This window comes from Thermoflexibacter ruber (assembly GCF_900113045.1).
Lineage (GTDB): Bacteria > Bacteroidota > Bacteroidia > Cytophagales > Thermoflexibacteraceae > Thermoflexibacter > Thermoflexibacter ruber.
Genome location: NZ_FONY01000044.1, coordinates 1 through 26,984, shown reverse-complemented (window position 1 = coordinate 26,984; position 26,984 = coordinate 1). Strand labels below are relative to the sequence as shown.

Annotated in this window: 17 protein-coding genes; 11 read left to right on the top strand and 6 right to left on the bottom strand. The window is 37.4% G+C overall.

The genetic code is table 11. The features are described 5' to 3' along the window. Positions 1–1,422 (bottom strand): Crp/Fnr family transcriptional regulator, encoded by a 1,422-nt coding sequence (locus BM141_RS18925; protein ID WP_091549034.1) that lies wholly within the window; start codon positions 1,420–1,422, stop codon positions 1–3. Between the two features lie 463 nt (positions 1,423–1,885). On the opposite strand from BM141_RS18925, the gene BM141_RS18920 reads away from it, so the two are divergent. Together BM141_RS18920 and BM141_RS18915 are read left to right on the top strand one after the other, a co-directional pair. Further along, the gene (locus BM141_RS18920) at positions 1,886–5,002 is read left to right on the top strand and encodes a glycosyltransferase family 117 protein (protein ID WP_091549033.1); all 3,117 of its coding nucleotides are present in this window, start codon (positions 1,886–1,888) and stop codon (positions 5,000–5,002) included. A 266-nt stretch (positions 5,003–5,268) separates the two neighbouring features. Next, a complete protein-coding gene (locus BM141_RS18915; protein WP_091549032.1) occupies positions 5,269–5,463 on the top strand; it encodes a hypothetical protein in 195 nt (64 codons plus the stop codon). Here the strand turns inward: BM141_RS18915 and BM141_RS18910 are convergent. Further along, complete coding sequence (locus BM141_RS18910; protein WP_091549031.1) at positions 5,455–6,144, bottom strand: HAD hydrolase-like protein; 690 nt, start codon at positions 6,142–6,144, stop codon at positions 5,455–5,457. The genes BM141_RS18915 and BM141_RS18910 overlap by 9 nt on opposite strands. 5 nt (positions 6,145–6,149) lie before the next feature. Next, a complete protein-coding gene (locus tag BM141_RS18905) occupies positions 6,150–7,454 on the bottom strand; it encodes a DUF5690 family protein (protein WP_221407712.1) in 1,305 nt (434 codons plus the stop codon). Between the two features lie 180 nt (positions 7,455–7,634). Here BM141_RS18905 and BM141_RS18900 point away from each other — a divergent pair, with 180 nt between their 5' ends. Then, positions 7,635–8,822 (top strand): TIGR03364 family FAD-dependent oxidoreductase, encoded by a 1,188-nt coding sequence (locus BM141_RS18900; protein WP_091549042.1) that lies wholly within the window; start codon positions 7,635–7,637, stop codon positions 8,820–8,822. 451 nt (positions 8,823–9,273) lie between these two features. Here BM141_RS18900 and BM141_RS18895 read toward each other — a convergent pair whose 3' ends face one another. Next, positions 9,274–10,764, bottom strand: coding sequence for a hypothetical protein (locus tag BM141_RS18895; protein ID WP_143090993.1), 1,491 nt, complete (start codon positions 10,762–10,764; stop codon positions 9,274–9,276). Between the two features lie 177 nt (positions 10,765–10,941). Between BM141_RS18895 and BM141_RS18890 the strand changes: the two genes are divergently transcribed. The 6 genes from BM141_RS18890 (at position 10,942) to BM141_RS18865 (ending at position 17,000) form a co-directional block, all read left to right on the top strand. After that, positions 10,942–12,045, top strand: coding sequence for an AAA family ATPase (locus BM141_RS18890; RefSeq protein ID WP_091549029.1), 1,104 nt, complete (start codon positions 10,942–10,944; stop codon positions 12,043–12,045). Positions 12,046–12,088: 43 nt separating this feature from the next. Beyond that, entirely contained in the window at positions 12,089–12,568 is a 480-nt protein-coding gene (locus BM141_RS18885) for a Uma2 family endonuclease (protein WP_091549028.1), read from the top strand. Positions 12,569–12,748: 180 nt separating this feature from the next. Beyond that, positions 12,749–14,260, top strand: coding sequence for an RNA polymerase factor sigma-54 (rpoN, locus tag BM141_RS18880; RefSeq protein ID WP_091549027.1), 1,512 nt, complete (start codon positions 12,749–12,751; stop codon positions 14,258–14,260). Between the two features lie 40 nt (positions 14,261–14,300). Beyond that, positions 14,301–15,284 (top strand): SMP-30/gluconolactonase/LRE family protein, encoded by a 984-nt coding sequence (locus tag BM141_RS18875; protein ID WP_091549026.1) that lies wholly within the window; start codon positions 14,301–14,303, stop codon positions 15,282–15,284. Positions 15,285–15,389: 105 nt separating this feature from the next. Further along, on the top strand, positions 15,390–16,208 hold the full coding sequence (locus BM141_RS18870) for a serine hydrolase (RefSeq protein WP_245764114.1): 819 nt from the start codon (positions 15,390–15,392) through the stop codon (positions 16,206–16,208). Between the two features lie 93 nt (positions 16,209–16,301). Further along, positions 16,302–17,000, top strand: coding sequence for a DUF547 domain-containing protein (locus BM141_RS18865; RefSeq protein ID WP_177217457.1), 699 nt, complete (start codon positions 16,302–16,304; stop codon positions 16,998–17,000). Positions 17,001–17,055: 55 nt separating this feature from the next. Here BM141_RS18865 and BM141_RS18860 read toward each other — a convergent pair whose 3' ends face one another. Further along, the gene (locus BM141_RS18860; RefSeq protein WP_091549023.1) at positions 17,056–21,402 is read right to left on the bottom strand and encodes a CHAT domain-containing protein; all 4,347 of its coding nucleotides are present in this window, start codon (positions 21,400–21,402) and stop codon (positions 17,056–17,058) included. A 209-nt stretch (positions 21,403–21,611) separates the two neighbouring features. On the opposite strand from BM141_RS18860, the gene BM141_RS18855 reads away from it, so the two are divergent. After that, positions 21,612–22,523 (top strand): WD40 repeat domain-containing protein, encoded by a 912-nt coding sequence (locus BM141_RS18855; RefSeq protein WP_091549022.1) that lies wholly within the window; start codon positions 21,612–21,614, stop codon positions 22,521–22,523. Between the two features lie 290 nt (positions 22,524–22,813). After that, on the top strand, positions 22,814–26,677 hold the full coding sequence (locus BM141_RS18850) for a beta strand repeat-containing protein (RefSeq protein ID WP_221407711.1): 3,864 nt from the start codon (positions 22,814–22,816) through the stop codon (positions 26,675–26,677). Here BM141_RS18850 and BM141_RS18845 read toward each other — a convergent pair. Continuing rightward, on the bottom strand, positions 26,659–26,984 hold a 326-nt coding region (locus BM141_RS18845; protein WP_177217393.1), incomplete at its 5' end, for a transposase. The genes BM141_RS18850 and BM141_RS18845 overlap by 19 nt on opposite strands.

Sequence of the window (26,984 nt, the reverse complement as noted above, 5' to 3'; positions counted from 1 at the left end):
TTAAATCAATGTAAGTTTCTGGTTTACTTCTAATGCCATAGCTTCTTGTTTCAACTCTACCTTAATCTCTTTGACGTAATCTATGACCTCGTCCAAATATTTGTTCAAATCAGCTTGGGTAACATACGAATTGACAATAAAAACAGTTTCCCCAACCAGTCCTACCTGTTCGCTATTCCAAACGCCTTGCGCTTGCTTGCTGGTAGCGCCGCCAAACCTTTCTCCAAAAAACTTCAAAGTTTTTTCTACATAAAGCGTAGTATCTATTTGCTTGTCCACATCTACCGTAGTAGGGATATACATAGCAATATTGTTGGTTCGCTCCAGCCTATCCGCCAAAGTACCAAAAATATCCAACAAAGGGGTAGGAATAGATACTTCCTTAGCGTGCATATCGCGCAGCGGGGGGAAAGCAGTAAGATAGGGTAGTTGAAAATCTACAGGGTAAGGAAAGGCTACGTCCTTGTACTCCTTACTACAATAATTGATAAGAGTAAAAATATTTGTTTCGTTAGTGCGTATGCGTTTGCGTAGTTTCTTCTGAATCTCCTCGACATGTCCCCAAACACTTGGTTCGGGAGGGCAGAACATAATAATTTGTTTGGCATAATCGAGCATCATAGCTATATCCTGGTCGACTATCCCATCTTGGTTTTCGTCTATATTTTCATTCAGGGTAATGATAATATTCTCATAATCATTGATAAGCGTGTCGAGCATCATGGTAGTTTTGACTTTGTCAGAAAAGAATCTTTCTTCTTGAGAAAGCAAAATATCAAAACCTGCGGGGTGCTGGTAGATTTTTTCTTTTCTGCTTATGTGCAAGTCTGCGATGAGCTTTTGAGGGACAGGGTATTCCGTATAAACTGTTTTATGCTTGGTGCGTTGGTGCAATACTTTGGCTAAGCTTATGCCCACACTGGTTGCTCCTAAGCTACCAAAGACATCAAAAAGTAAAATAAGTTTGATATTGGAATTGCCTCTGCTACGGCGGCGGTTGGAATCTACCAAGTATCTGCCCAACATTTTTGCCAACTCAATCGCTACAGATGGGAATTGGTATAAAATATCTATAAAATCAGCCCTCCTAATAACCACTACATCAACATCACTCAAAGCGGCAACTGTTGCAGAACGAGGCTTATTTTCTAAAATCCCAATTTCTCCAAAAGTATTGCCTGCCATCAGGTAGTTGAGAATCTGCTCCTCATTCTCGTTGATAATGCGCTTGACCGTTACGATACCATTGGTAACTAAAAATAAACTATCGCTGGGATTACCTTGCCAAACGATGACCTCATCAGGAAAAAATTGGCGCATTTTTACCTTTGAGGCAATCACCTCTAATTCATTTTCTGGCAAGTGCTTAAAAAGCTCGCAATTTTGCAATGCCCTGATAATACTATGATTTTTTCTCATCATTGCCTATTTACTATTTTTCAGGAGAAATAAGTAATCAGTTCAATACGTTTACACAAATGTATTAACTTTTCTTACAATCTTAGTAACTATTTATACTAAAAAGTAAAAGGGTGGTGCTTTTAAATGTATGATAATTTTATGTGTTAAAAAAATCCGTTTTCATCGGTACAATCTGTGTCATCAGTGTTCCAAAACAGAACACCGATAATACGGATTGGGCTGATAAATACAGATTTTTATTCAAAAAACACTTTTCTCATCAAATTAATAACAGGTAGATAAAATACCATCATACAATTGTAATCATCACCCATTACTTGCCTACTGTTCGTCTGTTTCGCTATTGTTTTATAATTAGTGTGAATCTGAATGTAAATGTACTATATTTTTTCTTTTACAGAAACTTTTATAGCTTTGTGCAAAAGTTGTAGCATCTTATCTTATTATATAATTACTTAACTCAATGAGTTTCAAAAAACTAAATGACATAGTCGGCTGGCTTGTATGTATTGTTGCCACTACTGTATATGTATTAACTGTCGAGGAAACAGCAAGTTTCTGGGATTGTGGGGAGTTTATCGCTGTTTCTTACAAACTCATGGTGCCTCACCCCCCCGGTGCGCCTTTTTTCTTGCTCATGGGCAGAATGTTCTCCTTTTTAGCTATGGGAGAGGTGGAAAGAGTAGCGTTTTGGATAAATATGATTTCTGTCTTGTCAAGTAGCTTTACTATTCTTTTCCTTTATTGGTCTATTGTTTTATTAGGGAAAAAGCTAATTCCCGCTCCTGAAAATGATGGAGAATATAGCTTAGGACAGCAGATTACTTTGATAGGTGCAGGGGTAGTAGGCGGGTTGGCTTATACCTTCTCTGATTCTTTTTGGTTTTCTGCCGTAGAAGCAGAGGTGTACGGTATGTCGTCTTTCTTTACTGCCTTCGTAGTATGGGCGATGCTCAAATGGGAAACCATAGACAATCCTATATTGGCAAATAAGTGGCTGATTCTCATTGCTTATATGATGGGACTTTCCATTGGGGTTCACTTGCTCAACTTGGTAACTATTCCTGCTTTAGGTTTGGTCTATTACTATAAAAAATATCCTACCATCACCCTTTGGGGCTTGATAAGCACTATGGCAATTAGTGGGGGCATCATTATCCTTATTATGTATTTTGTCATTCCCGGTTTGCCGACTATTGCAGGGAAGTTTGAAGTTTTCTTTGTCAATGGCATTGGCTTGCCTTTTGGTTCTGGGGCTTTATTCTTTGCTATCTTATTTTTAGGTGCGGTGGTTTACGGCATTATTTATTCCATTAAAAAACAAAATGAAATTTTAAATACTGCTTTGTTGGGTTTTGCTTTTGTGCTGATAGGGTATGCCTCTTATGGCTTAGTGCTGATTCGCTCTAACTACAACCCTCCTATAGACGAAAACAATCCAGAAGACGTGATGTCTTTCGTATCTTACTTGAAAAGAGAGCAATACGGCGATAGACCTTTGCTTTACGGACGTACTTTTGCCTCTGAAAGATTAGAAGTCGTACAAAAAGAGCCTTTGTACCGCAAGGGAAAAGACAAGTACGAAATTTATGATTACAAAACAGAAGCAGTGTATTCTAACGAAATGCTTTTGCCACGTATGCACAGCCAAGGCGAAGACCACCCGCAACTATACAGAGAATGGGCAAATATTCCAGAAAGTAGGAAAAAACCAAATTTTATAGACAACTTGACTTATTTGTTTAGGTATCAACTTGGACACATGTATTTCCGCTATTTCCTTTGGAACTTTGCGGGCAGAGATGGGGACGACAAAGAGGCTGGCTGGTTGACGCCTTTTGACCCAAGCAATGACAAAACTCCCGAAGCGGCAAGAAGCAAAGCAAGAGATAATTTTTATATGCTTCCTTTGGTCTTGGGCTTGTTAGGCTTGTTTTTCCAATTGAGCAAAGACGAGAAAAATTTTGCCGTAGTCATGATGCTATTTTTCCTTACGGGCATTGCTTTGGTGCTTTACATGAACTCGCCGCCCGTGGAGCCAAGAGAAAGAGATTATATTTATGTAGGTTCTTTTTATGCCTTTGCAATGTGGATTGGCTTTGGGGTCATTGGCATTAGTGAGTGGCTTAAAAAGTTGATAAAAAATGATACTATCCGCCCTGCGATAGCTACTGCACTTTGCATGGTTGTACCTACTATCATGGGTGCCAAAGGGTGGGATAACCATAACCGCTCCAATCGCTACCATTCCATAGACCAAGCGAGAAATACCTTAGCAAGTTGCGCGCCCAATGCTGTCTTGTTTACAGGCGGGGACAACGATACCTTCCCTCTTTGGTATGTGCAAGATGTAGAAGGATTTAGGACAGACGTGAGGGTAGTGGTATTGAGCTATTTGAGTACAGACTGGTACATTAACCAATTGAAACGTCAGATGTATGAATCTGAACCTCTGCCTATTTCTTTGGAATATGACCAGTACAAATCAGGAACAAATGACTATGTGCCTTATTTAGATAGAACAGAATACAAGCAGTTGGCTGCGGGCATAGACTTAAAGACTTACATGAAGTGGGTAAAAGAATCTAATCCAAACATTATGGTAGAATTGCAAGGTGGGGGAAGTACAGCAAGTTTGCCTTCTAAGAACTTTGTGCTGAATGTGGATAGTGCGGCAGTGGCTCAAATGAATGTTGTTCCGGAGAATAAGAAATCGCGAATAGTCCGTCAAATGCGTTTTGGCTTGCGTCAAGGAAGCGGGGCTTTGTTCAAAAGCGACTTGATGATTTTGGACATGTTAGCTACAAGCGATTGGAAAAGACCTCTTTACTTTAATAATACCTCTGCTAATACCACAGCAATAGAGCTAAGAAACTACCTGCAAATGGAAGGTTTGGCATACCGCATCGTGCCTTACAGAACTGATGGAGGGGATTTAGGAGAAGTAGATACAGGCATTATGTATGAAAATATCAAGAAATTCCAATTTAGAGGTTTTGACGACCCTAATGTTTACCATGATGAGGAATACAAAAAGTTTGGAGCAAATGAACGCAATGCTTTTTATCGCTTAGCGTATCAGTTTTATGTAGAAAGAAAAGAAGACAAGGCAAAAGAAGTATTAGAGTGGAGTTTAGCACAAATCCCAGATAAGAGTATTCCTTATGATTACTATATCCCTCGCTATGTCGAGCTTTTCCACTTACTTGGAGAGGACAAACGCGCTCAGGACTTAGCCGATACACTTGGCAGGAGGTCAATGGAAGTATTGGAATATTTGGCTAAAAACAGAATTAGCAACTTTGGCAATAGCAGCCTTAAAGATAGAAGTTTGTTGATATTGAACCAATTATCTGTGCTTTACGGTAGGCTGGTGCAAAGGCAAGAAGGAAGAGTAGAGAAGTTAGAAGCGGAGAAAGCCTCTTTGGAGAAGGGAAGCGTAAGTCAAGGCGATTTTGATGAAAAAGAACTGCAAACTGCTAAGGAACGCCTTAAACTCTACGAGGGTTTGTATAAAAAATACAATGATTCTTTTGAAAAATTATATCAGCAAATTATTGAAAGCGAGCGAAGAAGGTAAATAAAAACACTGTACCTTTATGAAGTTTTAACTTTTATAAAGGTACAATTTTTGGGTGATGTGTGTTGTTTTGTAAATACTTAGAATTGGACAAATGTGCTTTTATACTCAATCAAAAGTGGTTTTGAAATTTTCTTTACTCCAAAGTCCCGGTTCTCTGACACTTTCTGTGTAAAACTTATATAAGCATTGGACTTTCATCTGCCTTTGACTAACACCGTAGGTGTGCTATTTTTGTAGAAAATAATGAATAAAACCGCGTAGCGGTGGCATATTTCACGCCTACGGAGTTGCTGGAGGTTGGGCTTACCTTTTTCTACCAAGATGACAGCCCTACGGGCTTAAAGTTAGATATAGTATTGTTCATTGGAAAAAATGTCAGAGAACCAAAGTCCCTTTCTCAGCAAGAGAAGGGGATTGAAAAATCATTTTATTTTGAGTATAACATTTATCTATGCTAATACAATAGTCAAAACTTCCCTCAAATCAGCTACCAAATGCGTATGTGGTTCTTTTTCAAGAGCTTCTCTACTAAATGCTCCTGTAATAACGCCAATCACATACTTGCAACCCGCCGTAGTGCCTTCTTGCAAATCGGAAGATGTATCACCTATTTTGGCAACTTCTTGACTGTCATCAATACCTGCTATCTGCATGGCTTTAAAAATAAGGTCAGGATATGGTCTGCCATTCGCTACCTCATCGCTCGTTACTGAAAAGTCTATCAAACCGCCCTTGTCCCAGCCTAATCTCTGAATGATAGCATCAGTAATTTCTCTTGAGAATCCTGTATCTAAGGCTACTTTGATGCCTTTGCTTTTCAATGTTTTAAAAACTTCTGAGGCAAAAGGCTTTTCTATTACTTCTGCCGCTTGTTGGTAAAAAAGTAACATTTCTGCTACAAAATCTTTGTGTACCTCCTGAATAAAATCCTCGTCCTCCACCAAGTGTTTAGCTGTAGGGCGTTGTTCTAATAGATATTTGATAGCCAAAGGCTTAGGAATACCCATGTAAGGATTAATCTCCTCTACTGTAAAATGAAAACCCGCTCTTTGCAAGGCTTTTTGTAGCGCTTCATGCACATTGTTGGAGTCTTTAACGGTAGTACCCGCTATGTCAAAGACCGCTAATTTTATGCTCATATCAATTAGTTTAGTTGAATTTCAGAAGATAAAATTATTTTATTTACTAACGTTCTCTGCTTATGCAAGTAATATAAAATTGTTGATATTGAAATTATTAAGCCAACAAAAGTAAGCGCATAACTGCTGTTGATAATAAAGCGATACCAGCTTAATTGGGTTTCAAAAAAGTTTTTGTAAAGCAAAGTTCCTACGCTCGCCAAGTAGCCAAAAGAATCTGCCAGATAGATAAAAAAACCTGCATTTCCTACAATTTTAAAAGAAGCAATAGTGCGCTCAAACAAAAAGCAGTTAAAAGGAATGTAACAAAGATAAGTCCCTGTACCTGTGATAATTACCCATGATGCCCCTGAAATAAATCCTTGCTCAAAAGCAAAAGTTCCCAAACCAATCATGAGTAAGCCCAAAATAATCATGCCTTGAATGGACAAAAGGGCTTTGAAATTGTCTTTGACCAAGTAAAGCAAACCCATCATTGCCAACACTATCAAGGTAATAGGCAAGGTAGTAGTAATGTAAATAGAGGGAACTTCTGCATAGCCCAAAGCAAGCCAAATATTAGAGGCAAAATTGCTTTGCAAATCTCGATAAGCAGTTAAAAACATATAGTTGATTATCAGCAAGGTAAGCCCAAAAGCAAAAGATTGGAAACTCTGCCAACGTGCTTGTGCGTTCATAGGCACTCTTTTTACTCTTTCTGCTTCATCTCCTTGAGTTGGGGGGGGGACTTGGTTAAGCAAAAAGACAGAAATGCACAAAGGCACAGCAAAGATTAGCCCTACCAAATACGGCATAGCAAACTCTGAAATCCCTTGTTGGAGCAGGGTTTGAGCAAGCGATTTAGCAATATTATTAGCCACTATAAAACTCAAAGACAAGACTGCTCCCAAGATTTCTGTAGTTTTTCGCCCTTCTAAGTAACTGAATACCAAGCCCCAAATCATTCCCAAAGGCAAGCCATTCAGAAACAAACAAATAATATTATAAGGAGTAGGGATATAAGCAAAACCCACCAATGCTAACTCTGAAAAACCTATGAGTAAAAGAATTGCCCACATTCTACTGCTGGATTTCATTTCGGAAATAATCTTGATTCCCAAAAACTTAGAGGACATATAACCCAATACTTGGGCGATAATGAGCAAACTTTTATAGTCTATGCCCCCAAACTCCATTCCCTCAAAAATTCCGACAGAAAATGACTTGCGATAGGCATACATACAAGAATAGGTGCTAAATGCCGCCAAACTTGCATAGATGACAAAAGCATAAGTAGATGATTTAGAAAGGAATTGCTTGATAAGTTTCAATGTATTTGTTTTTTATAATCTTTCAATCGCAATGTAAGCACCTTATTTGAACTGAATTTGAAGGAAGGGAAGCCTTAAAAAGAATCTTTGCCTCTCAATAAGAACTTTTTGTTAAATATACTCATTTATGCCTTTTTATCTAAGCCAAGTATTTTAATTTTAGCTAAAAATTTACCGTTTATGTATTCAAAAAAATACCATCTCATCATTATTGGCGGGGGAGCATTAGGGACTTTTCATGCCTACCATGCCCTTAAAAAAGGGCTTTCTGTTTTGCTGATAGAAAAAGACAATACCCCTTCCTCTGCCAGTGTTCGTAATTTTGGGCAGGTTGTCCCCTCTGGGCAAGAGGAACCTTGGTGGAAGTATGGAAAGATAGGTTTAGAGGTTTATAAAGAAATTCAAAGAAAAACCAATATTACCGTCAGAGAAAATGGGGCAACTTATATCGCCTCCAACGAAGGAGAGTGGCAGTTAATCAATGAGTTGCATCAAATTTACCAAGAAAAAGAATATGCCTCTTATTTGTTGGACAAAGAGGAATGTTTAGCTAAAATAGACCGATTAAAAGAAAGCTATTGCGTAGGAGGCTTGTATTTCCCACAAGAACTCACCGTTGAGCCAAGAGAGATGATTCAAAAAGTAATTGATTTTCTGATACATGACTATCACTTAGATTTTTTGCATACTACACTTGTCAAACACTGCGACATTCAAGACGGGCTTTGCGAAGTCATAGATAGCAAAGGGCAAAAATACACAGCAGAAAAAGTCATTATCTGTAATGGAAGCGAATTTAAAATCCTTTTTCCCGAACTTTTTGCCAATAGTGGCATCAAATTGTGCAAGTTACAAATGATGCGAACCGTTCCTATGCCCGAGGTCAATCTGCAAGGGGCTATTCTTACGGGGCTTACTATTCGCAGGTATGAGGCTTTTCATGCTTGCCCCTCTTACGAAAAAGTTTTGGCAGAAAATCCTAAACCTGAACTCCAAAGATACGGAATCCATATTTTATTTAAGCAAGGAATAGACAGTTCTATCATCATAGGCGATACACACGAGTACGCCGGGGTAAAAGACACAGAATCATTGGATTTTGGCATCAATACTTATTTGAACGATTTGATGATAGACGAAGCGAAGCAGATTTTAGACCTCCCTACTTGGCAGATGCAAAGCTATTGGGTAGGCTATTATGCCTCGCACCCTGAGGGAATTTTTGAACACACTATTTCAGATAAAATATTTATCTGCACGGGTATAGGTGGCAAGGGCATGACTACAAGTGCTGGTTATGCCCAAATGCGTATAGAGGCAATTTATGATACAAAGTTCGCTCAATCCCAAACTAAGTTTCTATTTTAACATAAAACATATAGGATTGTAAGAAAAGTTAATACATTTGTGTAAGTGTATTGGGCTGATTACTTATTTCTAATTCCTTTGTTGATGTTTTCACCAACAAACATATCTCTGCGCTTTGTAGCCTTTTCGCTGGTCAAAAGACCAACGAAGGCGGAGAGTAAAGTAGGAACAGATATTTATTAGAGTTTTTACTTACGTATAATCAGTAAGTTAATTGAATAACTTTTTTGCATAATAACCTCAGAGCATAGATTTTACAGATTATATGGATTTTCACTAATAAATTACGCAAAAATCAGTGTTTTATCTGCAAAATTAGTATTATCTGTGTTCCATAAGTAGTTAGTAACAATTTAGATAAATTAACCATCTAAGCCTAAGAAAGTAATTCATTGAAAATCAAATAATAAAAGCTCTATTGAAACCTAACCATTCGCATATACTCCGTATTTTAGTACAATACCTTCGCCACAAAAAATACTTTCCGGTTCTTAGCATTAGGTGTACCTTTTTCATTGCCAATAGCTTGGTATCCCCAAGCCAAAAAATGCTTTTCATACCAAAAAGCAATTTCATTGCTGTACGTTTTTTTGATTTGGTCGTGTGGAGAGTTGATAGGAATAGGCACTTTGGTTTCGCTGTCTTTTACTGATTGTTTTTCAATGGTTTTGGATTTGATAAAGCCCTCTGCTCCATAGAGCAAAACCAAACTATCTTTACGGACACGCACTTGGATAATTTTTTGTAAATCCTTGTTTTTGACTTGTTCTATTTTAAAAATATTGTCCCAGAGCAATTTTCCTTTTCTATTAAAACTCAACGCCAAAGCGTGAGTATGTTGGTAGCTATCAAAAACAATTTCAGAAGTTACCCCCTCGCGCCTTCCCTGCCAATCTACTTTGGGATTGTAGCGGTACAAAGGGAAGTAAGCCTCTGCAATGAGCAGAATATCCTCTTTCCGCAAAATAGGACTGTGGACTAAAAGGCGATATTGCAGGCGTACATCTTTGCCTTTGAGGGTGTTATTTTTTTGTTTTTTCTTAGAAACTTTCCTTTGAAAGTCTTTGGGAATAAAATCAAAAAAATGCTCAAATTGAGAAAAAGGATAAAACTGTATGTATTCTTGGGTATTATTTTCTTGGAAACCAGCAATATAAATTCCATCAGCCAAAGAAGAAGAACCGTCAGAGTAAGTTCCTATAACAATTTTTTGCCCGTTGTCCAAGACGGAGAGTTTTCCTGAAATCAGTTTATTTTCATTAGTATTGCCTACTTTGATTTCATTGACTAAGTTACCTTGGGTGTCAAAGGATTTGATAAGTAACTCATAGTCTGTGCGTTTTTCACTTGCAATAGTAAAATGCAGCACATTGTTGAGGCTGTCTTTTTCTATGCTGTCTATTTCCAAATCCTTTGTCAAAGAAGCAGGTAACACCCTTGTTTTTTTCTCTAACAAATCAAAATACAAGACCAAAGCAGTTTGTCCAATGACCCCACTGACAAAAAAGGCATTGTTCATCGCTCTAAAACCTGTAAAACCAAATTTTTTCAAACCTTGTATAGTATGCAAACTGAGCTGAAGCGTAAGCGTATTGAACTGAACTATTTGAAAATCACTTTTTTGATATTTAGTAAAGAGCAGATAAATATTTTCTCCATCTCTTTGCTTAGCTTGGAAGACAAACTTGGGATTTACTTGGATATTTTTCTCCCATTGTTTATTCAAGCAGGTATCATACAGACTAAAAACCCAATTACCCTTTTGTTTGGTATGTTCTCTGAACAAGACAAAACCTTGTTTTTTGAGAGGAACAAGCTGAAAATTGTTAAATTTATCTGCTTGGTATTTTGCTTCAAATTCTATCCTTTGGTGGTCTTGGGCGAAGGTGAAAGAAGAAAATAGATGAGCAAGAAAAAAAACTATTACGCCTAAATATTTCATCTTATACGGATTTTTAACACACTTTGAACGATTAACTAAATCAATAATGCGTATGTTTATTTTAGTTAGGTCTTTCAAAGTTACGAAATTTACTGATTTTGGTTGAGGTAAATTGTTAAAGTTTTGAAAAATACTAAATTTGTAGCTGGCTATTTTTTTAACCCATATTAGAACCTGATGAAAAATCATATTTTAAAGAAAATACACCCAAACGTAGCTGTTCAGTACCACCTGCAAGACATCATAGATTACAATTCCCAACTTAATCCGGGTCAGCTTTTTATTAGCACTAATGAATTTCTCCCCAATATTTTATCTTTTGCAGAGGACATAGATGGAGAAAAACTATTAGCTACCCTCAAAGAAACCTATCAACTTTCTCATGAACAGATTTGGACGTATCGTCGCTACAGCAAAGAAGAAGACAAACGCCATCTGCGTTCTTTTTTAGTTACTATCCACCCTAATTTATTAGTTTATTTTGGCTATGATGATAATGCCGATACAACTAAAGTTTTGTATGATGATAGGGTCAATGAGGAAGATTTACAAAAAATTACACGAGTCATCAAAGACTGTAGTGAGATTCCCAAAGCAGAGAGCAAGATATTTTTGCTTTACGAAAGTCATGGTTACTTGGCTTTGCGAGATTTTGAAGTACGAAAGAGCAACATAGACCTTGCTATGAATTATAATGATGATTTCCTACCTATCCATGAGGTTATACTCAAACGTTTGCAAACCCAAGATGACAAGGGTTTGGTACTACTGCACGGGCTACCCGGAACAGGTAAAACCAGCTATATTCGCTATCTTACTTCCTTGATTAACAAGAAAATGATTTATATTCCACCAGAGTTTGCTCCTAAGATTGCTTCGCCAGATTTTTTGCCCTTGCTCATTTCTAACTCCAATTCTATCTTGATAATAGAAGATGCGGAAAATATCATAGAGGACAGAGGAAGTTCGCGCAGTGCGGCTATTTCTAACTTGCTCAATATTACTGATGGTTTACTCTCTGACTGCCTTAACATTCAGATTTTGTGTACTTTCAATACGCACATTACCCGCATAGACAAGGCACTCATGCGTAAAGGGAGATTGATAGCGATTTATGAGTTTAAGGAATTGCAAAAAGATAAAGCTAAAAAATTAGCAGATTCTCTGGGCTACAATAGTGAGATAGAGAAAGATACCTTACTTACTGAGATTTATAATCAAAATGAAGTACACATACAACCTATCACAAACAGTAGGAAAAAAATAGGCTTTACTTCTTAGATTAATCTGTATAATTACTTATCTTTGGTGAAAAAGCTACAAAATGAGTATAGTCAAGGAAAATATAGAGGTCAGTATAGATATGCCGAGCAAAAATCATTCAAAACTTCAAGGGCGAATTACAACTTTGCTTAATATTGGCTATGAGCAAGTTTATGATGTTTTTACTGAACTCTCTATCCAAATGAATGATAAAAATTACGAGCCTGATATTGCTATCTACCCAATTAGTGAGGAAAATTGGCGGCATGATGAGATTACGGTCAAGTCAGCCCCAATTACGATTATAGAGATATTATCCCCGACCCAAGGGGTACAAGAACTCATAGACAAGTTTGAAGAATATTTTAATGCAGGGGTCAAATCCTGCTGGTTAGTGATTCCTAACTTAGAAATTGTTGAGGTATTTACAGGCAATACACTTCAAAAACAGACTTTTACACAAGGAAATATCATAGACAACTCCAGCAATATTTCCCTTTCTTTTGATAAGATTTTTAGAAGGAAGGCTAAAATTTTTTAAAAATATAAGATTTTTTAACAAAAATAGAAATCTTCTTTTAACAAAAATCAAGCCAATAAGTTGATTTTTTAAAACTTAACTACTAAGTTTGTAAAATAGAAATTATCATAATCCATCCTTTAAAAATAAAAACGAAGGATTAAAACTTGAACCATTAACGATTTTCACTCATGGCGTAGTATGCAGAAGTTAGGTCAAATACAAACACTTACCCAAAAGCTATCTCCTCAGCAGATACAGTTTATTAAACTGTTACAGATTCCTACTGCTGAGTTGCAAACACGTATAGAAGAAGAACTCTCCAGCAATCCTGCCTTGGAGGAAGGCAGAAACGATGAGGAATTTGGAGAAAATGAAGTGGATAGCACTGATGATACTACCGATGAGTTTGACGATGATTTGGGGGATATAGATAATGAAGTCTTAGACAACGAAGATGACTTTTCCAAAGATACAGAAAGCATAGAGGAAATCAGCGTAGGGGAGTATCTCAATGATGATGATGCAGGCTACAAAATGCAAGGTGACGGTCCAAGCATGGAAGAGGATAAGGAAATGCCTATCCGCATGGAAGATTCTTTGATAGATTCGCTCATGGAGCAGTTGGAATATCTGGATTTAGATGAGCGTAGGTTCATCATCGGTACTCAACTCATCGGAAGCATAGACAATGAAGGTTACATTCGTAGAGAATTGGAAGGCATTGTCAATGACTTAGCTTTTACTCAAAACATAGAAACCGATGAGTTAGAGGTAGAACAAGTATTAAGGCAAATCCAGACTTTTGACCCACCAGGCATCGCAGCACGCAACCTCCAAGAGTGCTTAGAACTCCAACTCAAACGCAAAGACCAAAATAACCCTGCTGTACACAATGCACTAAGAATTATTGCCTTGTGTTTTGAGGAGTTCACTAAAAAACACTATCCAAAAATAGAAAAACGCTTGGATATTACAGAAGAAGAACTTAAAGAAGCTGTCAATGTCATTATCAAACTGAATCCCAAGCCGGGAGAGAGTGGAACTACTTATACTAAAACCCAATACGTAGTACCAGACTTTATTTTGAAAAATAATAGTGGGAAGCTCGAACTCTCGCTCAATGCAAGGAACGCCCCAGACCTACGTATTAGCCGTTCGTTTGCAGAAATGCTCGATACGTATGAGAAAAGTAGCAAGAAAGATAAGTCTATGAAGCAGGCTGTAACCTTTGTCAAGCAAAAATTAGATGCAGCAAAGTGGTTCATAGATGCTATCAAACAAAGACAGCAGACATTGCTAAAAACGATGAATGCGATTGTAGAATATCAATATGATTATTTTTTGGAAGGCGATGAGAGCAAACTGCGCCCTATGATTTTGAAAGACATTGCTAACAAAATTAATATGGATATTTCTACGGTATCAAGGGTAGCTAATAGCAAAACAGTGCAAACAGACTTTGGTATCTATCCACTCAAATACTTTTTCTCTGAAAGCATCACGACCGATTCAGGCGAAGACGTAAGTAGTAAAGAAGTCAAGTACATTTTGAAGGAAATCATTGATAATGAGAACAAACGCAAGCCATACTCTGATGATAAATTGGAAAAAATGCTCAATGACAAAGGCTATAACATTGCACGCAGGACAGTAGCCAAGTATCGCGAACAGATGAATATTCCTGTGGCTCGCTTGCGAAAGGAATTGTAATAAGTTACGTCTTTCCTATTTGTTATATTAATCTGAAATAATGAAAATGAAAAAACTGACCACTTATTTTCTACTCCACTTGTTTAGTTTGGCTTCCTTGTACGCCCAGTCAGGAACGGTAAAAAAAATAGACAAAGACTTTGATAAAATCATCAGTGCTGATGCTCAAGCTGAAAAAGTAGCAAGCGGTTTTATATTTGTCGAGGGGCCTTTGTGGCATAGAGATGGATTCCTGATTTTTAGCGATATTCCTGCCAATCGCATCTATAAAATAGATGCAAATGGTAAATCAGAAGTCTTTATGGAAAAAAGTGGCTATTCTGGCACAGACTCTCCCACAGGCGAGATAGGAACGAATGGCTTAGCGTATGACCAAGAAGGCAGATTGCTGCTCTGTCAGCATGGAAACAGGCAAGTAGTAAGGGTAGAGAAAGACGGATCCCAAACTGTATTAGCCAATGCTTATCAAGGGAAAAAACTAAACAGCCCGAATGATATTGTTTGTAGAAAAGACGGAACCATTTACTTTACCGACCCTTCATGGGGCTTGGAAAAAAATAGCAATAAACCTCAGCGAGAAATCAGTTTTAATGGAGTATATCGCTATGCCAATGGACAACTTTATGTAATAGATAGTACTTTGGCAAAACCTAATGGAATTGTGCTTTCCCCAGATGGCAATACGCTTTATGTAGCAGACATCAGCAAAAAATGGTTTAGCTATACTCTCAATAAAGACGGCTCGGTAAAAAGTAAGAAATTGTTTTTTGATGCTTCTGCTATTAATGGCAAAGGACACATGGACGGAATGAAAGTAGATGTCAAAGGTAATGTATATGCCACAGGTCCCGACGGAGTGATGATTTTTTCCCCCAAAGGGAAATATCTCGGTGCTGTACAGTTCGCAGAAACTGCTGCCAATGTTGGTTGGGGAGATACTGATGGAAAAACTCTGTATGCTACCTGTAACACAAGCATTTATCGCATCAAATTCAAAAACAGGGGATTACGCTATGTAAAGTAATAAAAATTAGAAAATCGAAAAATGCCAAATAATTTTCCTGCTCTTACTAAAATATTGCTTTCGCTGTTATTTCTTATTACTTCATGCGAGCCAAAGCATAGCAAAATGAACGACCTAAAAAAACAAATACAAGCCAAGTTTGCCAGCATTAAAGGCGAATTTGCCTTAGCTTACAAAGACTTAGATAATCCCTCAGATACACTTTTTATTAACGCTTTTACCGATTTTCATGCCGCAAGTACCATGAAAACGGCAGTGATGTTAGAAGTATTCAAGCAGGCACAGGAGGGAAAGTTTGCTTTGACAGATTCCTTAACACTAAAAAATGAATTTAAAAGCATTGTAGATAGCAGTGCTTATAGCTTAGATGTAGCTGATGACAGCGAGGAGGTGCTTTATAGCAGCTTGGGACAGAAACGCACTATTTATCAGCTTGTTTATGAGATGATTACAGTGAGTAGCAATCTTGCTACCAATATGCTCATAGAAATAGTGGGGGCAGAAAATGTAACACAAACCTTACATTCCTTAGGTATTAATCAAATGAAAGTGCTTAGAGGTGTGGAAGATAGCAAAGCTTTTGGAAAAGGCATGAATAATACAGTTACTGCCTACGATTTGGCTTTGCTGCTGGAGAAAATAGCAATGAATCAGGTACTGAATGTAAAGGCGTGTGAAGAAATGCGAAAAATTCTCTTAAATCAAAAATTCAACGATGTAATTCCCGCACTTTTGCCCCAAGAGGTCAAAGTTGCTCACAAAACAGGTACGATTACAGGCGTGCATCACGACTCTGCTATTGTTTACTTACCGAACGGAAAAAAGTATGTGTTAGTCCTGCTCTCACGAAAAATGGAGGACTTTGACAAAGGAACGAAAATGCTTTCTGAAGTATCAAAACTGATATATGAGTACGCTATGTAAAAATACAAAATGGGAACTATACAGATAATTTTTAGTTTATCTATTCATTGGTACATAGCTTTCTGTCCCCAATTTCAACAAAAAAATATTGCAATGCAACCTACCAATCTACGACTTGTCGAGCTTTCCGAGCAGCTCTTACTGTTTGTAAAAACAAAAAAAGAAACACAACCTATTGAAAAAGAAATATTTAACCTTTCAACTGATATACTCAAAGATGGACTTTCTGATGATAATGCCAAAAAGACATTTTGGATAAATATTTATAATGCTTATTATCAGCTACTTTATACAAGAGAACAAAAACGCAAACCTGAAATTTTTACAGCAAAGCTGATTCCTATTGCCAATACGCATTTTAGCCTTGACGACGTTGAGCATGGTATTTTGCGAAAATACTCATGGAAGTATGGTTTAGGATATGTGAAAAATATTTTTGCTTCTTCGCTCATAAAAAAATTGGCTGTAGAAACGATTGATTACCGCATTCACTTTGCTTTGAACTGTGGGGCGAAAAGTTGTCCGCCTATTGCTTTTTACCGATATGAAAAAATCAATGAACAATTGGAAAAAGTTACTCGCTCTTTTTTACTTGCTGAAACAGAAATAGACCAAGTAAAAAAGCAAATATATACTTCAAAGATATTGGGTTGGTTCAAGGGAGATTTTGGTGGCAAAAAAGGGATTAAAAATATATTAGGTAACTTGTTCAATCAAAACTTGAAAGATTATACTATCAGTTTCAAGGAGTATAACTGGGAAGCACAAATGGAAAATTTTTTAACAGAATAAACTTAGAGCATGGTCAGCTATTGGAACTGTACTAACCATGCTCTAAGTATGAAAATTAGCTCTTTCCTATCATGACAAATGCTCCCCAGAATCGCGGGTCAGCAAATTTCTTATCTTCACGCAATTCTTTTTTTGCATTAACAAAGGCAACTCTTACATCTTGGTTGAGGACAAGCCAATTTTTGTAAAAGATTTGCATGAGTTTTTGGGTAGCATCATCATCTACTTTGAACAAACTCATAATCAGGCTTTCTGCACCAGCCTCTTGCAAGGCACGTTGCAATCCGTACACCCCTTCCCCAATTTTGCCATCGCTACGCCCTGTTTCACAAGCACTCATGACGACTAACTGAGTACCGTCTAAGTTCATATCTCTCCACTCATACGAAGTAAATACACCTGCGGCTCTATTGTACTGATATACATTGCCTTCTGCCATGAGTTCGCCTGCATTGGAAAGGAGAATACCTGAACGCAAATAAGGGCTGTTTACTGCTCTTTGTGAACTTAACAAATTTTCAGAACTATTATCTACCAAGTCTGGCTCGAAAAATCCATGTGTGGCAATATGCAATACTTTAGGAGGAGTTTTGAGTAGTGTTTTCAGTGAATCCTCATTGGCTTGGGTAGTAAGCATGACCTTAGGCATTTTATTAGACTGCTTAAGCAAGTCTGCTAATCCCTGAATTTCTGTGTATGTACCGGGAAGTTGTGGAATTTTTCTATTATTAATTTTCAAATAGTCTTCTGGCTTTAAATCAGAGTAAAAAATAGGGCTTCCTACGATGATAATATCATTGGCTACCTTGCCTGCTTTATTTGCCTCTGCCAAATCGCGTGTACTCGTCAGCAAGAGTATATTCTCGTCATCAATTACATACTTTCCGTCTTCTTTGAGCATTGCTTCTATATTGATTTGAGGATAAACACCTTCGCTTGACAGATAAACTCTCGAGTTAGGGGGAATGACATCATCTACAGCTTTCCAATAACGCAAGTAGGATTGCTTGTCTTGGATACCAAACTTGACTGCATTGCGATAGAGTTTGATATAATTGGTTTCCAGCTTATTACTTTCTGGAATAGGCACAAGCTTAGGGGCTTTGGGTTCATTAGGGAAAAGTACCAAAGCGGCATACACTACTGAGTCGGTAAAGGCTTTATCGAAATAATTATATCGCACTATTTCTACAGCAACTTCTCCTGCTTTCAAAGCATTACGTACTTCTGTCCACGTAATTTCTTTCTCTTTGGACTTAAAAATATCTGACTTACGGCTGAGGACTTTTTCTAAATCTTCTATTTCTTTTTGAATTTTCTTGGGGTCAGCATTGGCTTCTTTTTGCTGTTCATTGCTCATTGCCAGCACCTTAGTCAAGTAAGTTTTTTGCTCAATCCACCTGTCATAGCTTTTTATCAAGGTGCTATCTTTAGTTTGGTCAATGGCATTGCGAATCTTTTGGGTAGAACCTGCTAACAAGGGTTTAGTCAATAACTTATTGTTATACATGATTGCAATAGCGCCTGGGTCTGTTTTAGCCCGTTTCGCCAAAAGGTTGTCGTAAAACTCAAAATCTCGTCTGATAGCCCCCCAATATTTAACTTTTTCTCTATCGCTAAGGGCAGGAAAGAAGTTGGTAATGTAATACTTGTATTGGGTAATGGCTTCATCTATGTATCTTTGAGATTTAAGTAAGTCGCCTGCACTGAAAGAGGAGCGCGCCAATCTACTCAAGGAGCGAGTATAAAGTGGGTGGCGGGTATTCAAGACAGTGGCGTAAATTTTTCTTGCCTCCAAATATCTGTACTCGGCTTGTTTATAGTTTGCTTTTTTGGATTCTATGTCCCCTAAAAGTTCAAAAATTTCTGCATTGTTTGTATTGCGGTTATTTTTAAAAATGCGTACCCAAATCTTGCTTGCCTCGTCCAATTCTTTGCGGGCTTCATCAAATTTTTTGTTTTCTATGTAGGCACTTGCCAAAGTTACTGCTGCCTTGGCGTAGAGCGGGTTAGTAGTTCCTAAAGTCTTGGAAATGATGCCTTTGACTTCTGCCAGCTGTTTTTCAATATCATTTAGATTTTCACCGTTCAAGAAGCGAATAATAGCTAACTCGTTCAGTGGATTAGCAATGATGATATTATCTCTGCCAAATTCCTTAGTCAAAATATCAAGGGCGCGAGTGATTTCTACTTTGGCTTTTTCGTAATCGCCTGCTGCTGCCCCGATTTCTGCTAATATAGTAATACTTTCAGTAGTTTGCAGTCCATTCTCCCCAAACTCTTTAACAGCAATGGTCAAAGCCTTATTTACGTATTCATCTGCCTTGATATAATCCCCCTCAAAGAGATATACCCTTGCTAATTGGTTATAGGGCTTGATAAGAAAACGGCTATTTTCGCCGTATCGCTGTTTTCTAAAACTTTCTGCTTTTTCTAAAATATCTTTTGCTTTTTCGGTTTGCTCCATTTTGATATAGAGGTAAGCCAGTTCGTCTAAGGCAGAGGAGTTAGCAATAGAGGTATTAGATTTGCTAAATAAGCGGTTCGCCAAAGTCAAAGCACTTTGGGCATTCCCAAAAAGCCCCACAGTAGCATAGTAAGAAGCAGCAGTTTGCAATACTTCTGCGTACATAGCATTGAAAAGGCGGTCTTGGTTGCCTGTGAAGATTTTATTGAGTACGTTTTTATTGTTTCTTCTTTCTTCTGCCCGATAAATCTCTAAAGCCATGTTTGCATTTTTGTCTGCTTCGGTATAGTTGCCTCTGAGCATTTGTATTTTTACAAGACGGGCTAACTGCGTTCCATACTCTATATGCTCTTTGCCAAACTTTTTCTCTACAATTTGTACTGCCTGCTTTTGCCAATAATCTGAGGAATCATACCTATTGGTAAGAATATGATAATCAGCTAATTGATTTAAAAACTTTGTGTAATCCTTATGCTCTTTAGTGATTTGTTGGGCAATTTTTCCAAAGAAATTCATGTCTATAATTTTCTTAGTTTCCTCAAACTTATTAGTGTAAGTGGCATTATATTTTGCTAACTCCATTTGGGCATAGTAATAGCGCAGAGATTGCTTACCTAAGACTCTTTCTATGGTTTCTATCTGCTCGGTTAGGTAAACAAGGGCTTCTTGGTATTTATCGTAGGCTAAGGCAACTTCGTAAAGTAGCTGCAAGAGATGTACTCTTTCTATATGGTTTGTTGGGACTTTGATTGCATTTTGGTAGAGTGCTAATAAGTCGTTATAGGCATTTTTATAGTCTTGTGACCTAAAATCTGCTTTGGCATCTAATCTTTGAGAAACAGCATGCTGAGTTCTATCCACCCCATAGTACATTTTTGTATTTTGGCGTAGTTCCCATCGTTGTTTTTTACTTCTTTTGATGTATCTACTGTCTATGTAGTTGTCTATCATACTTTCATGGATTTGCAAGTATAGCTTATGCACCGTACTCACTCGCTTTTCCGCAGTAAAGAAGTTTTTTTCCATCATTTTTTGAGTAACTTCTTTTCGCTCTCCCATGTCGATTTTCAATAGATTCATAATGTGCTGATTGCGAATGTAAGCAATAGACCGTTTGTTTAGGTTCTGTTTTATCCATTCATCAGTTTTTTCCAATTGCTTTTCTGCTCCTTTGTAATCGCCTCTTAGTCGCAAAACATCTCCCCAAAGTGTCATCATCTCTGCTGCTTCATTTTTTCGGCGATCTATCTCTATAGGGTCTAAGACCTTGGTAGTATATTCCTGATTGACAACATCATAGTAGCGTTGGTCTTGGTCAGAAATCAGTGCTTCTTTAGCCTTGATGAGTTCAGGCATGATTCTGAGCAACTTGTCTATCTGTCCTCTCTCGTAGTAAATCTTGGCATAGGTAGTAAGCACATTGGCTTTGATATTGTCGTCATTGCTTGGCATACCTACCTTGCCGTTAGCATCTACTTTGAGTTTCAAGGCGGTAATTGCGCTGTCTAAAAATAATTCAGCCCGATTGATGTAAGAATATTCGGCATACAAGCCAGCTACATCTAACTGCGCCAAGCCGTAGGCAAACTCTGCGTTCTGCCCCCCGATAAGTTTTTTATTTTTTAATAAGTCGCGTATGGTTTCCTCAAATTTGAGATAGTTGCCCATTGCCTCATAGTATTTGGCTTGGTAGAGTTGGATATATGCCACTGCATAGCCTAAGGATTGTCTTTTCAGTTTATTGACCATGCGTGTGCATTGGTCTAAGGCTTTTTCGTACTCCCCATCATCGTAGTATCTTTCACAAATTGCCAGAGTAGCGTCAAACTGCTTCATAGGGATAGGCTCACGCTTTTTGGCAAAAGACAAAGGCTCAGCAATGATACAAACAATAAAAAGTAGGAGAAAAGCTAATAAAAACTTTATCGGTTTCATAATATTTATGTGCTAAGTAAGTTTTAAGTCGTGTAAATAGAGATGTTTAGCTTTGGTTTTCAAAATGTTTCTTAAAGAATTTACTAAGTTAAAAAAAATAGGAGAAATATGTAAATAAAGTATAAAAAAATGCGATGCTATTTTAACATGCAAGTCATAACTTTGCAATTACATTTAGAAATTTTTGGGAAGAATCTTATAGATGAATAATGAGTAAAATCGCTGTACGAAAACATCATTTGCTTACGGGACATCGAGATAGTATTTACGCTTTAGTACAAGGTAATACTACCAAGGAGGTATTCTCAGCGGGTAGCGATGGATTCGTAGTGAAATGGGATTTGAAAGATACAGAAAATGGTTTTTTAATTGCAAGATTTCCTAATTCTGTTTATGGCATATATTTCATAAAGGGAACTAACAGGCTCATTGTAGGACAAAACTATGCAGGGGTGCATTTGATTGACTTAGAGAATAATAAAGAGATTACCTCTGCGTCTATTACTCAATCAGCAATATTTGATGTTCAGCTTTATGAAGAAACATTATTTGTAGGTTGTGGAGATGGTACGCTTTCAGTCTTGAATGTCAATAATTTGACTACTAATATTCATATAAAATTTTCCGAGAAAAGTATTAGGTGTATAGCTATCAACCCTATTTTGCGGGAACTTGCTGTGGGTTATAGCGATTGCTTTATTAGGATATTGGATTTGAGTACCTTAGCTTTAAAACATGAAATCCTCGCCCATCAAAATTCTGTTTTTTCTCTTATATATTCTCCTGATTATCAATATTTGCTAAGTGGTAGTAGAGATGCACATTTGAAAGTATGGGCAGTGAATAACAACTATTCACTCACAGAATCTATTGTGGCTCATTTGTTCACCATTAATCATATTGCCTACCACCCTACCTTGCCATATTTTGCCACTTGTAGCAAAGACAAGTCTATCAAACTATGGGATGCTCAGCAGTTTAAACTTTTGAAAGTCATAGACAAAGCAAGGCATGCAGGGCATAGTACTTCAGTAAATAAATTGCTCTGGGTGGATAGTCTTTTGCTTGCCTGTTCCGATGATAAGAGTATTTCTATTTGGGACATAAATGGTTTGGCATAGCTTTGTACTTTTTTGTGATTTTATTAGGAAATATTCAAGATTTTATTGTTTTCTATCATTTAGTCCCTATTAGGGCATATCTACTTAGCAAAAATTTCGTTATATTTGTAACAAAGGTATAAGTATATAAATGCCTTTGCTTTTTACACAAACCTAACAAACTATCCTTTTACTTTATTATACAACATGTTAGTAGAGATGCTTTAAAAGTAAAGTGTTTTTAAAAATATACGCCTATGTTAATGTTTACGGCTAATAAAAAAAGAAGATATTGTTTTTCAAAATATTCCTTGTCGCTACTTATTTTACTGATTAATGTCCATAGCGTAATAGGTGCAAATTATTATTGGGTAGGTGGTAGTGGAAATTGGAGCGATGTAAGTCATTGGGCTACTACTTCGGGAGGTGGTATTTTTCATCTTACTCCACCTACTATCGGTGATGATGTATTTTTTGATGCCAATTCTTTCCCTTCGCCTGCAAGTAAAACAGTAACTATTAATATCAATGCGCAGTGCAGGAATATGTCTTGGGTAGGGGCAGCCAATAGCCCTATTCTGACGGGTAGTGCCTCTTTGACGCTGACCATTTATGGTAACTTGACATTTATCGCTGCAATGAGTAATGCTTTTGCAGGCAAAGTTATTTTCTCGGCTCTTAATGCAGGACAAACTATTACCTCTGCGGGGCAGAGCTTTACTAATGTGGGCTTTACCGTGAGTACAGGTGTGCCTAATGTAGGGTATGTTTTACAGGATAATTTTATGGTCAATAGTACATTGAGTTTGTTAGAAGGTATATTGAATACTAATAATGTGGGGGTAACATGTAGTAGGCTTATTACAGATGAAAGCCATAACAAGAAACGAACTCTCAATCTGTCAGGCTCCGCAGTTACTATTACTGGCTCAGGAGAGGTATTGAGTTTAGGAGGGAATGATGACTCTTTGACTGTAGTTTCTAATGTAGCTGCCAATATCACTTTTACCAACACTGGAGCAGTGTCTGTTATCCCTGGACTAAGAGCAAAAACAATTCCTTCACTTATTTTTAATTCTTCTAATAATATTACTCTTGCTGGTGAAGACGGGGCAGAGTTGATTACATACAGAAATATTAGCGTGAATCAGAATAATGCGACTTTTACAGTAACTGGCAATGGTCAGAAAAACTATGGTAATCTCACTTTTGCAAATAACATAACTGCTGTTTTCAATGGAGGGGCTACTGCCTCCGTCTTTAATGGAACGGTTACTTTTGGTACGGGAGCGACAGCTACTTTTAATAATACCAATACTTTTAATCAATCAGTTACTTTTGGAAATAATACCACAGCCGCTAACTTTACAGGGGTAGTTATTTTTAATAATACATTAAATATCGGAACGAATAGTATCATTAACTTTTCAGGTGCCTCCAATAAAACCTTTGCCAATACAATTAACGTAGGTGCTTCTTCTACTATTACTTTCTCCAATACAGGGATTAACAATTTTACAAACGTAACCATTGATGCAGGAGTAAATTGGCGTTTTAGTACTACTGCACCGTCTGTAGTCAGTGGCGTTTTTACGATGAGTGCTTCCTGTGCCAATCCCATCATTGTAAGTTCCAATATTGCAGGAGTGCGAGCTAATGTGAATTTGGCTACTACTCAGACGTGGAATTTTACATCTGTGAGAGATATAAATAAAACAGGCGTAGGGATACTTACAGTAACAGGTGCTAACTTGGGTAATAATCTGAATATCTCTTTCCCTACAGCCAGCCGCAACTTGTATTGGGTTGGGGGGAGCGGAAATTGGAATAGTGCGGCTAATTGGTCGCTATCTTCAGGAGGGGCTGGCGGTGCATGCCCGCCTACTTCTATTGACAATGTATTTTTTGATGCTAACTCCTTTACTGCAGCAGGACAAACAGTTACTATCAATTTAGAAGCATTTTGCAGAAATATGGACTGGACGGGTGTAACCAATAACCCTAAAATGGGAGGTACTAATCGCCTAAATATTGCAGGTTCCCTCGTGCTTTCGCCTGCTATGATACAAACAGGAACAGCAGGAGATTTCTCGGGCAGTGTATTTTTTACTTCTACTGCCCCCGGCAATACTATCACTATGGCAGGTAAAGCCTTTAATACTATTCGATTTGCAGGTATTGGTGGAGAGTGGCAACTCAATGATGCGATGAATGTCATCAACAACATTGAAGCCTTTGCAGGTACATGGAATATGAACAATCAAAATGTAGTATGTGGGCGAATCAACGCAAATAATCCTGCTGACGTGGCAAGGAATATTAACTTTACAGGCTCAAATGTTACGCTGACTTTAGGGGGAACTACCCTTGATTTGAGAGGGACAAATATTACTATCAATGAAGGCACCTCTACGCTGGATTTTAGCAATAACGGAAATATCACCATAGAAGTAGGAACAACGACTAAAACTATTCCTAATTTTTTATTTTCTAATATAGACCCGACGGCACGTACAGTTACAGTAAATAGCTCAACAGGAACCGAAACAATTACTTTCAAAGAAATTACGGTAAAAAAACAGAGTATAGTATTCAATGGGACTTCTCCCAAAATTTTTAGTGGTAATCTTACTTTTGAAAATAATGTCAATGCAACTTTTAATGGTAGTGCAGTTACCAGCAATAATAGATTTGATGGTTTAGTAAGTTTTTGGCTCAATAACAATGTGAATTTTAATTGTGGTGCAAACTTTAACCAGAATGTAACTTTTGGGGACAATGCAGGAGCGGGTATTAATGCCTCTGTTGCCTTTAACGGAGATGTAGATTTTTCTACTGCCTCAGCAGGAACTTTGCTTTTCATAGGCAGAAATGGTGTATTTACTTTTGCAGGAGTGAATACATTTAAAAATGTAGAGGTAGATGAAAACACACTTGTTACTTTTAGCGATAATAACAGTACTTTTGATAATTTGACTTTAAATAGATACGACATAATCAGATTTGCAGGTGGTCAGACTACAGTAATTAATAATCTTTTAAATGCAATTGTGGACTGCCAATCTTGGATAAGTCTTAGCTCCAACATCAATGGAGTAAGAGCTAACCTGAACTTTACTCAAAATCAACTTTGGCAATATGTAATAATAAAAGACATTAATGCCACAGGTACAGGTGCTGTAACTGCAGAGTTTAGTTCTGATATTGGTAACAACCTGAATATAAGTTTTCCGAGTGCTATCATGCCAAGAGATTTTTATTGGATTGGGGGAAGTGGAAACTGGACAGACGGTGCTAAGTGGTCTTTTAGTGATGGGGGACCTGCCTCTGGCTGCATTCCTACACCCAATGACAATGTTTTTTTTACAGATAATTCTTTCCCTTCTGGTGGGATTTGTACGGTAAATAGATATGTTGTTTTTTGTAGGAATATGACTTGGCAAAATAATACAAGAGCAGGAACAATTGCTGGGAATACAAACACTATTATCCAAATATATGGCTCTTTGGAATGGAATGGGATGCAAACTACGAACAACTTTGCAGGAAGGTTAGAGTTTTTGGGTTCTTCTGTTACGACTACTAAAACCATTACCACCAAAGGAACTCGCTTTTTTGGCAATTTATTATTCAATAATAACGACACTTGGGTCTTGCAAGATGATGCTAATATTGACAATGGTGCCAATGGAAGATTGACTTTGCAATACGGTACTTTGAATGCAAACAACAGAAACATCAATATAGAAGGGGACTGGCTAATCAGTACTCCAGCCCCAAGTTCCAGTCTGCCCCAAGCTACTTTTATTGCTGGTACAGGAACAGTAACTTTTGACGGTAAAGGCAATAATCAAGTCATTAGAGTTCCTGAACCCCCAGCAGCGAGTTGTACGGAGTGTAGCTGTAGTACCAGCCCTTTTTATCATCTTATAATTGACAAATCCACAACAACTCCCGGGAAACTCCTTACGCTCAACTCAGGAATTAGTATTGCTGGAAACTTTACCATTCTCAATGGAGATGTAGTTGATAATGGATTTCAAATCAGAGGAAACGCCACAGGAACTTTTACTATGGCAAATAACACCGCTTTGCGTCTTGGAAGTACCTCTACTGCCACTGTATTTCCCTCTTGCTTTACTAATATTAACGTGAATTATTTTACATTTTCTTGAATAAATACAATTTGTTTGTCCTCTAATTTTTGTGGATATGCTTTTATGTTTGGTGTTTTTTCCAAAAATGTATAAGCAATTAAGCCTGCCAGCAAATTAATAAGAAAATTTTTAGGGCTTCTGTGCCTTGAATGTTCTATATTTAGTTGATTTTTAAGTACATCGAAAGCAGTTTCTATCAATCCTCTATGCCTTAAATAATAGGCTTGTGGTTCTGTTAATACTTGATTTTTCTTCATATTAGCTCTTAACTTAGTGATTAAGTGCAAGTTTCTTTCTGCAAATTCTTCTTTTAGTGCAGTAATAT

What these genes read in the sequence shown, in the direction of transcription:
- BM141_RS18925 (WP_091549034.1), bottom strand. Translation starts at nt 1,422, where the DNA reads ATGATGAGAAAAAATCATAGTATTATCAGGGCATTGCAAAATTGCGAG.
- BM141_RS18920 (WP_091549033.1), top strand. Translation starts at nt 1,886, where the DNA reads ATGAGTTTCAAAAAACTAAATGACATAGTCGGCTGGCTTGTATGTATT.
- BM141_RS18910 (WP_091549031.1), bottom strand. Translation starts at nt 6,144, where the DNA reads ATGAGCATAAAATTAGCGGTCTTTGACATAGCGGGTACTACCGTTAAA.
- BM141_RS18900 (WP_091549042.1), top strand. Translation starts at nt 7,635, where the DNA reads ATGTATTCAAAAAAATACCATCTCATCATTATTGGCGGGGGAGCATTA.
- BM141_RS18895 (WP_143090993.1), bottom strand. Translation starts at nt 10,764, where the DNA reads ATGAAATATTTAGGCGTAATAGTTTTTTTTCTTGCTCATCTATTTTCT.
- BM141_RS18890 (WP_091549029.1), top strand. Translation starts at nt 10,942, where the DNA reads ATGAAAAATCATATTTTAAAGAAAATACACCCAAACGTAGCTGTTCAG.
- BM141_RS18885 (WP_091549028.1), top strand. Translation starts at nt 12,089, where the DNA reads ATGAGTATAGTCAAGGAAAATATAGAGGTCAGTATAGATATGCCGAGC.
- rpoN (WP_091549027.1), top strand. Translation starts at nt 12,749, where the DNA reads ATGCAGAAGTTAGGTCAAATACAAACACTTACCCAAAAGCTATCTCCT.
- BM141_RS18875 (WP_091549026.1), top strand. Translation starts at nt 14,301, where the DNA reads ATGAAAATGAAAAAACTGACCACTTATTTTCTACTCCACTTGTTTAGT.
- BM141_RS18870 (WP_245764114.1), top strand. Translation starts at nt 15,390, where the DNA reads ATGAACGACCTAAAAAAACAAATACAAGCCAAGTTTGCCAGCATTAAA.
- BM141_RS18865 (WP_177217457.1), top strand. Translation starts at nt 16,302, where the DNA reads ATGCAACCTACCAATCTACGACTTGTCGAGCTTTCCGAGCAGCTCTTA.
- BM141_RS18860 (WP_091549023.1), bottom strand. Translation starts at nt 21,402, where the DNA reads ATGAAACCGATAAAGTTTTTATTAGCTTTTCTCCTACTTTTTATTGTT.
- BM141_RS18855 (WP_091549022.1), top strand. Translation starts at nt 21,612, where the DNA reads ATGAGTAAAATCGCTGTACGAAAACATCATTTGCTTACGGGACATCGA.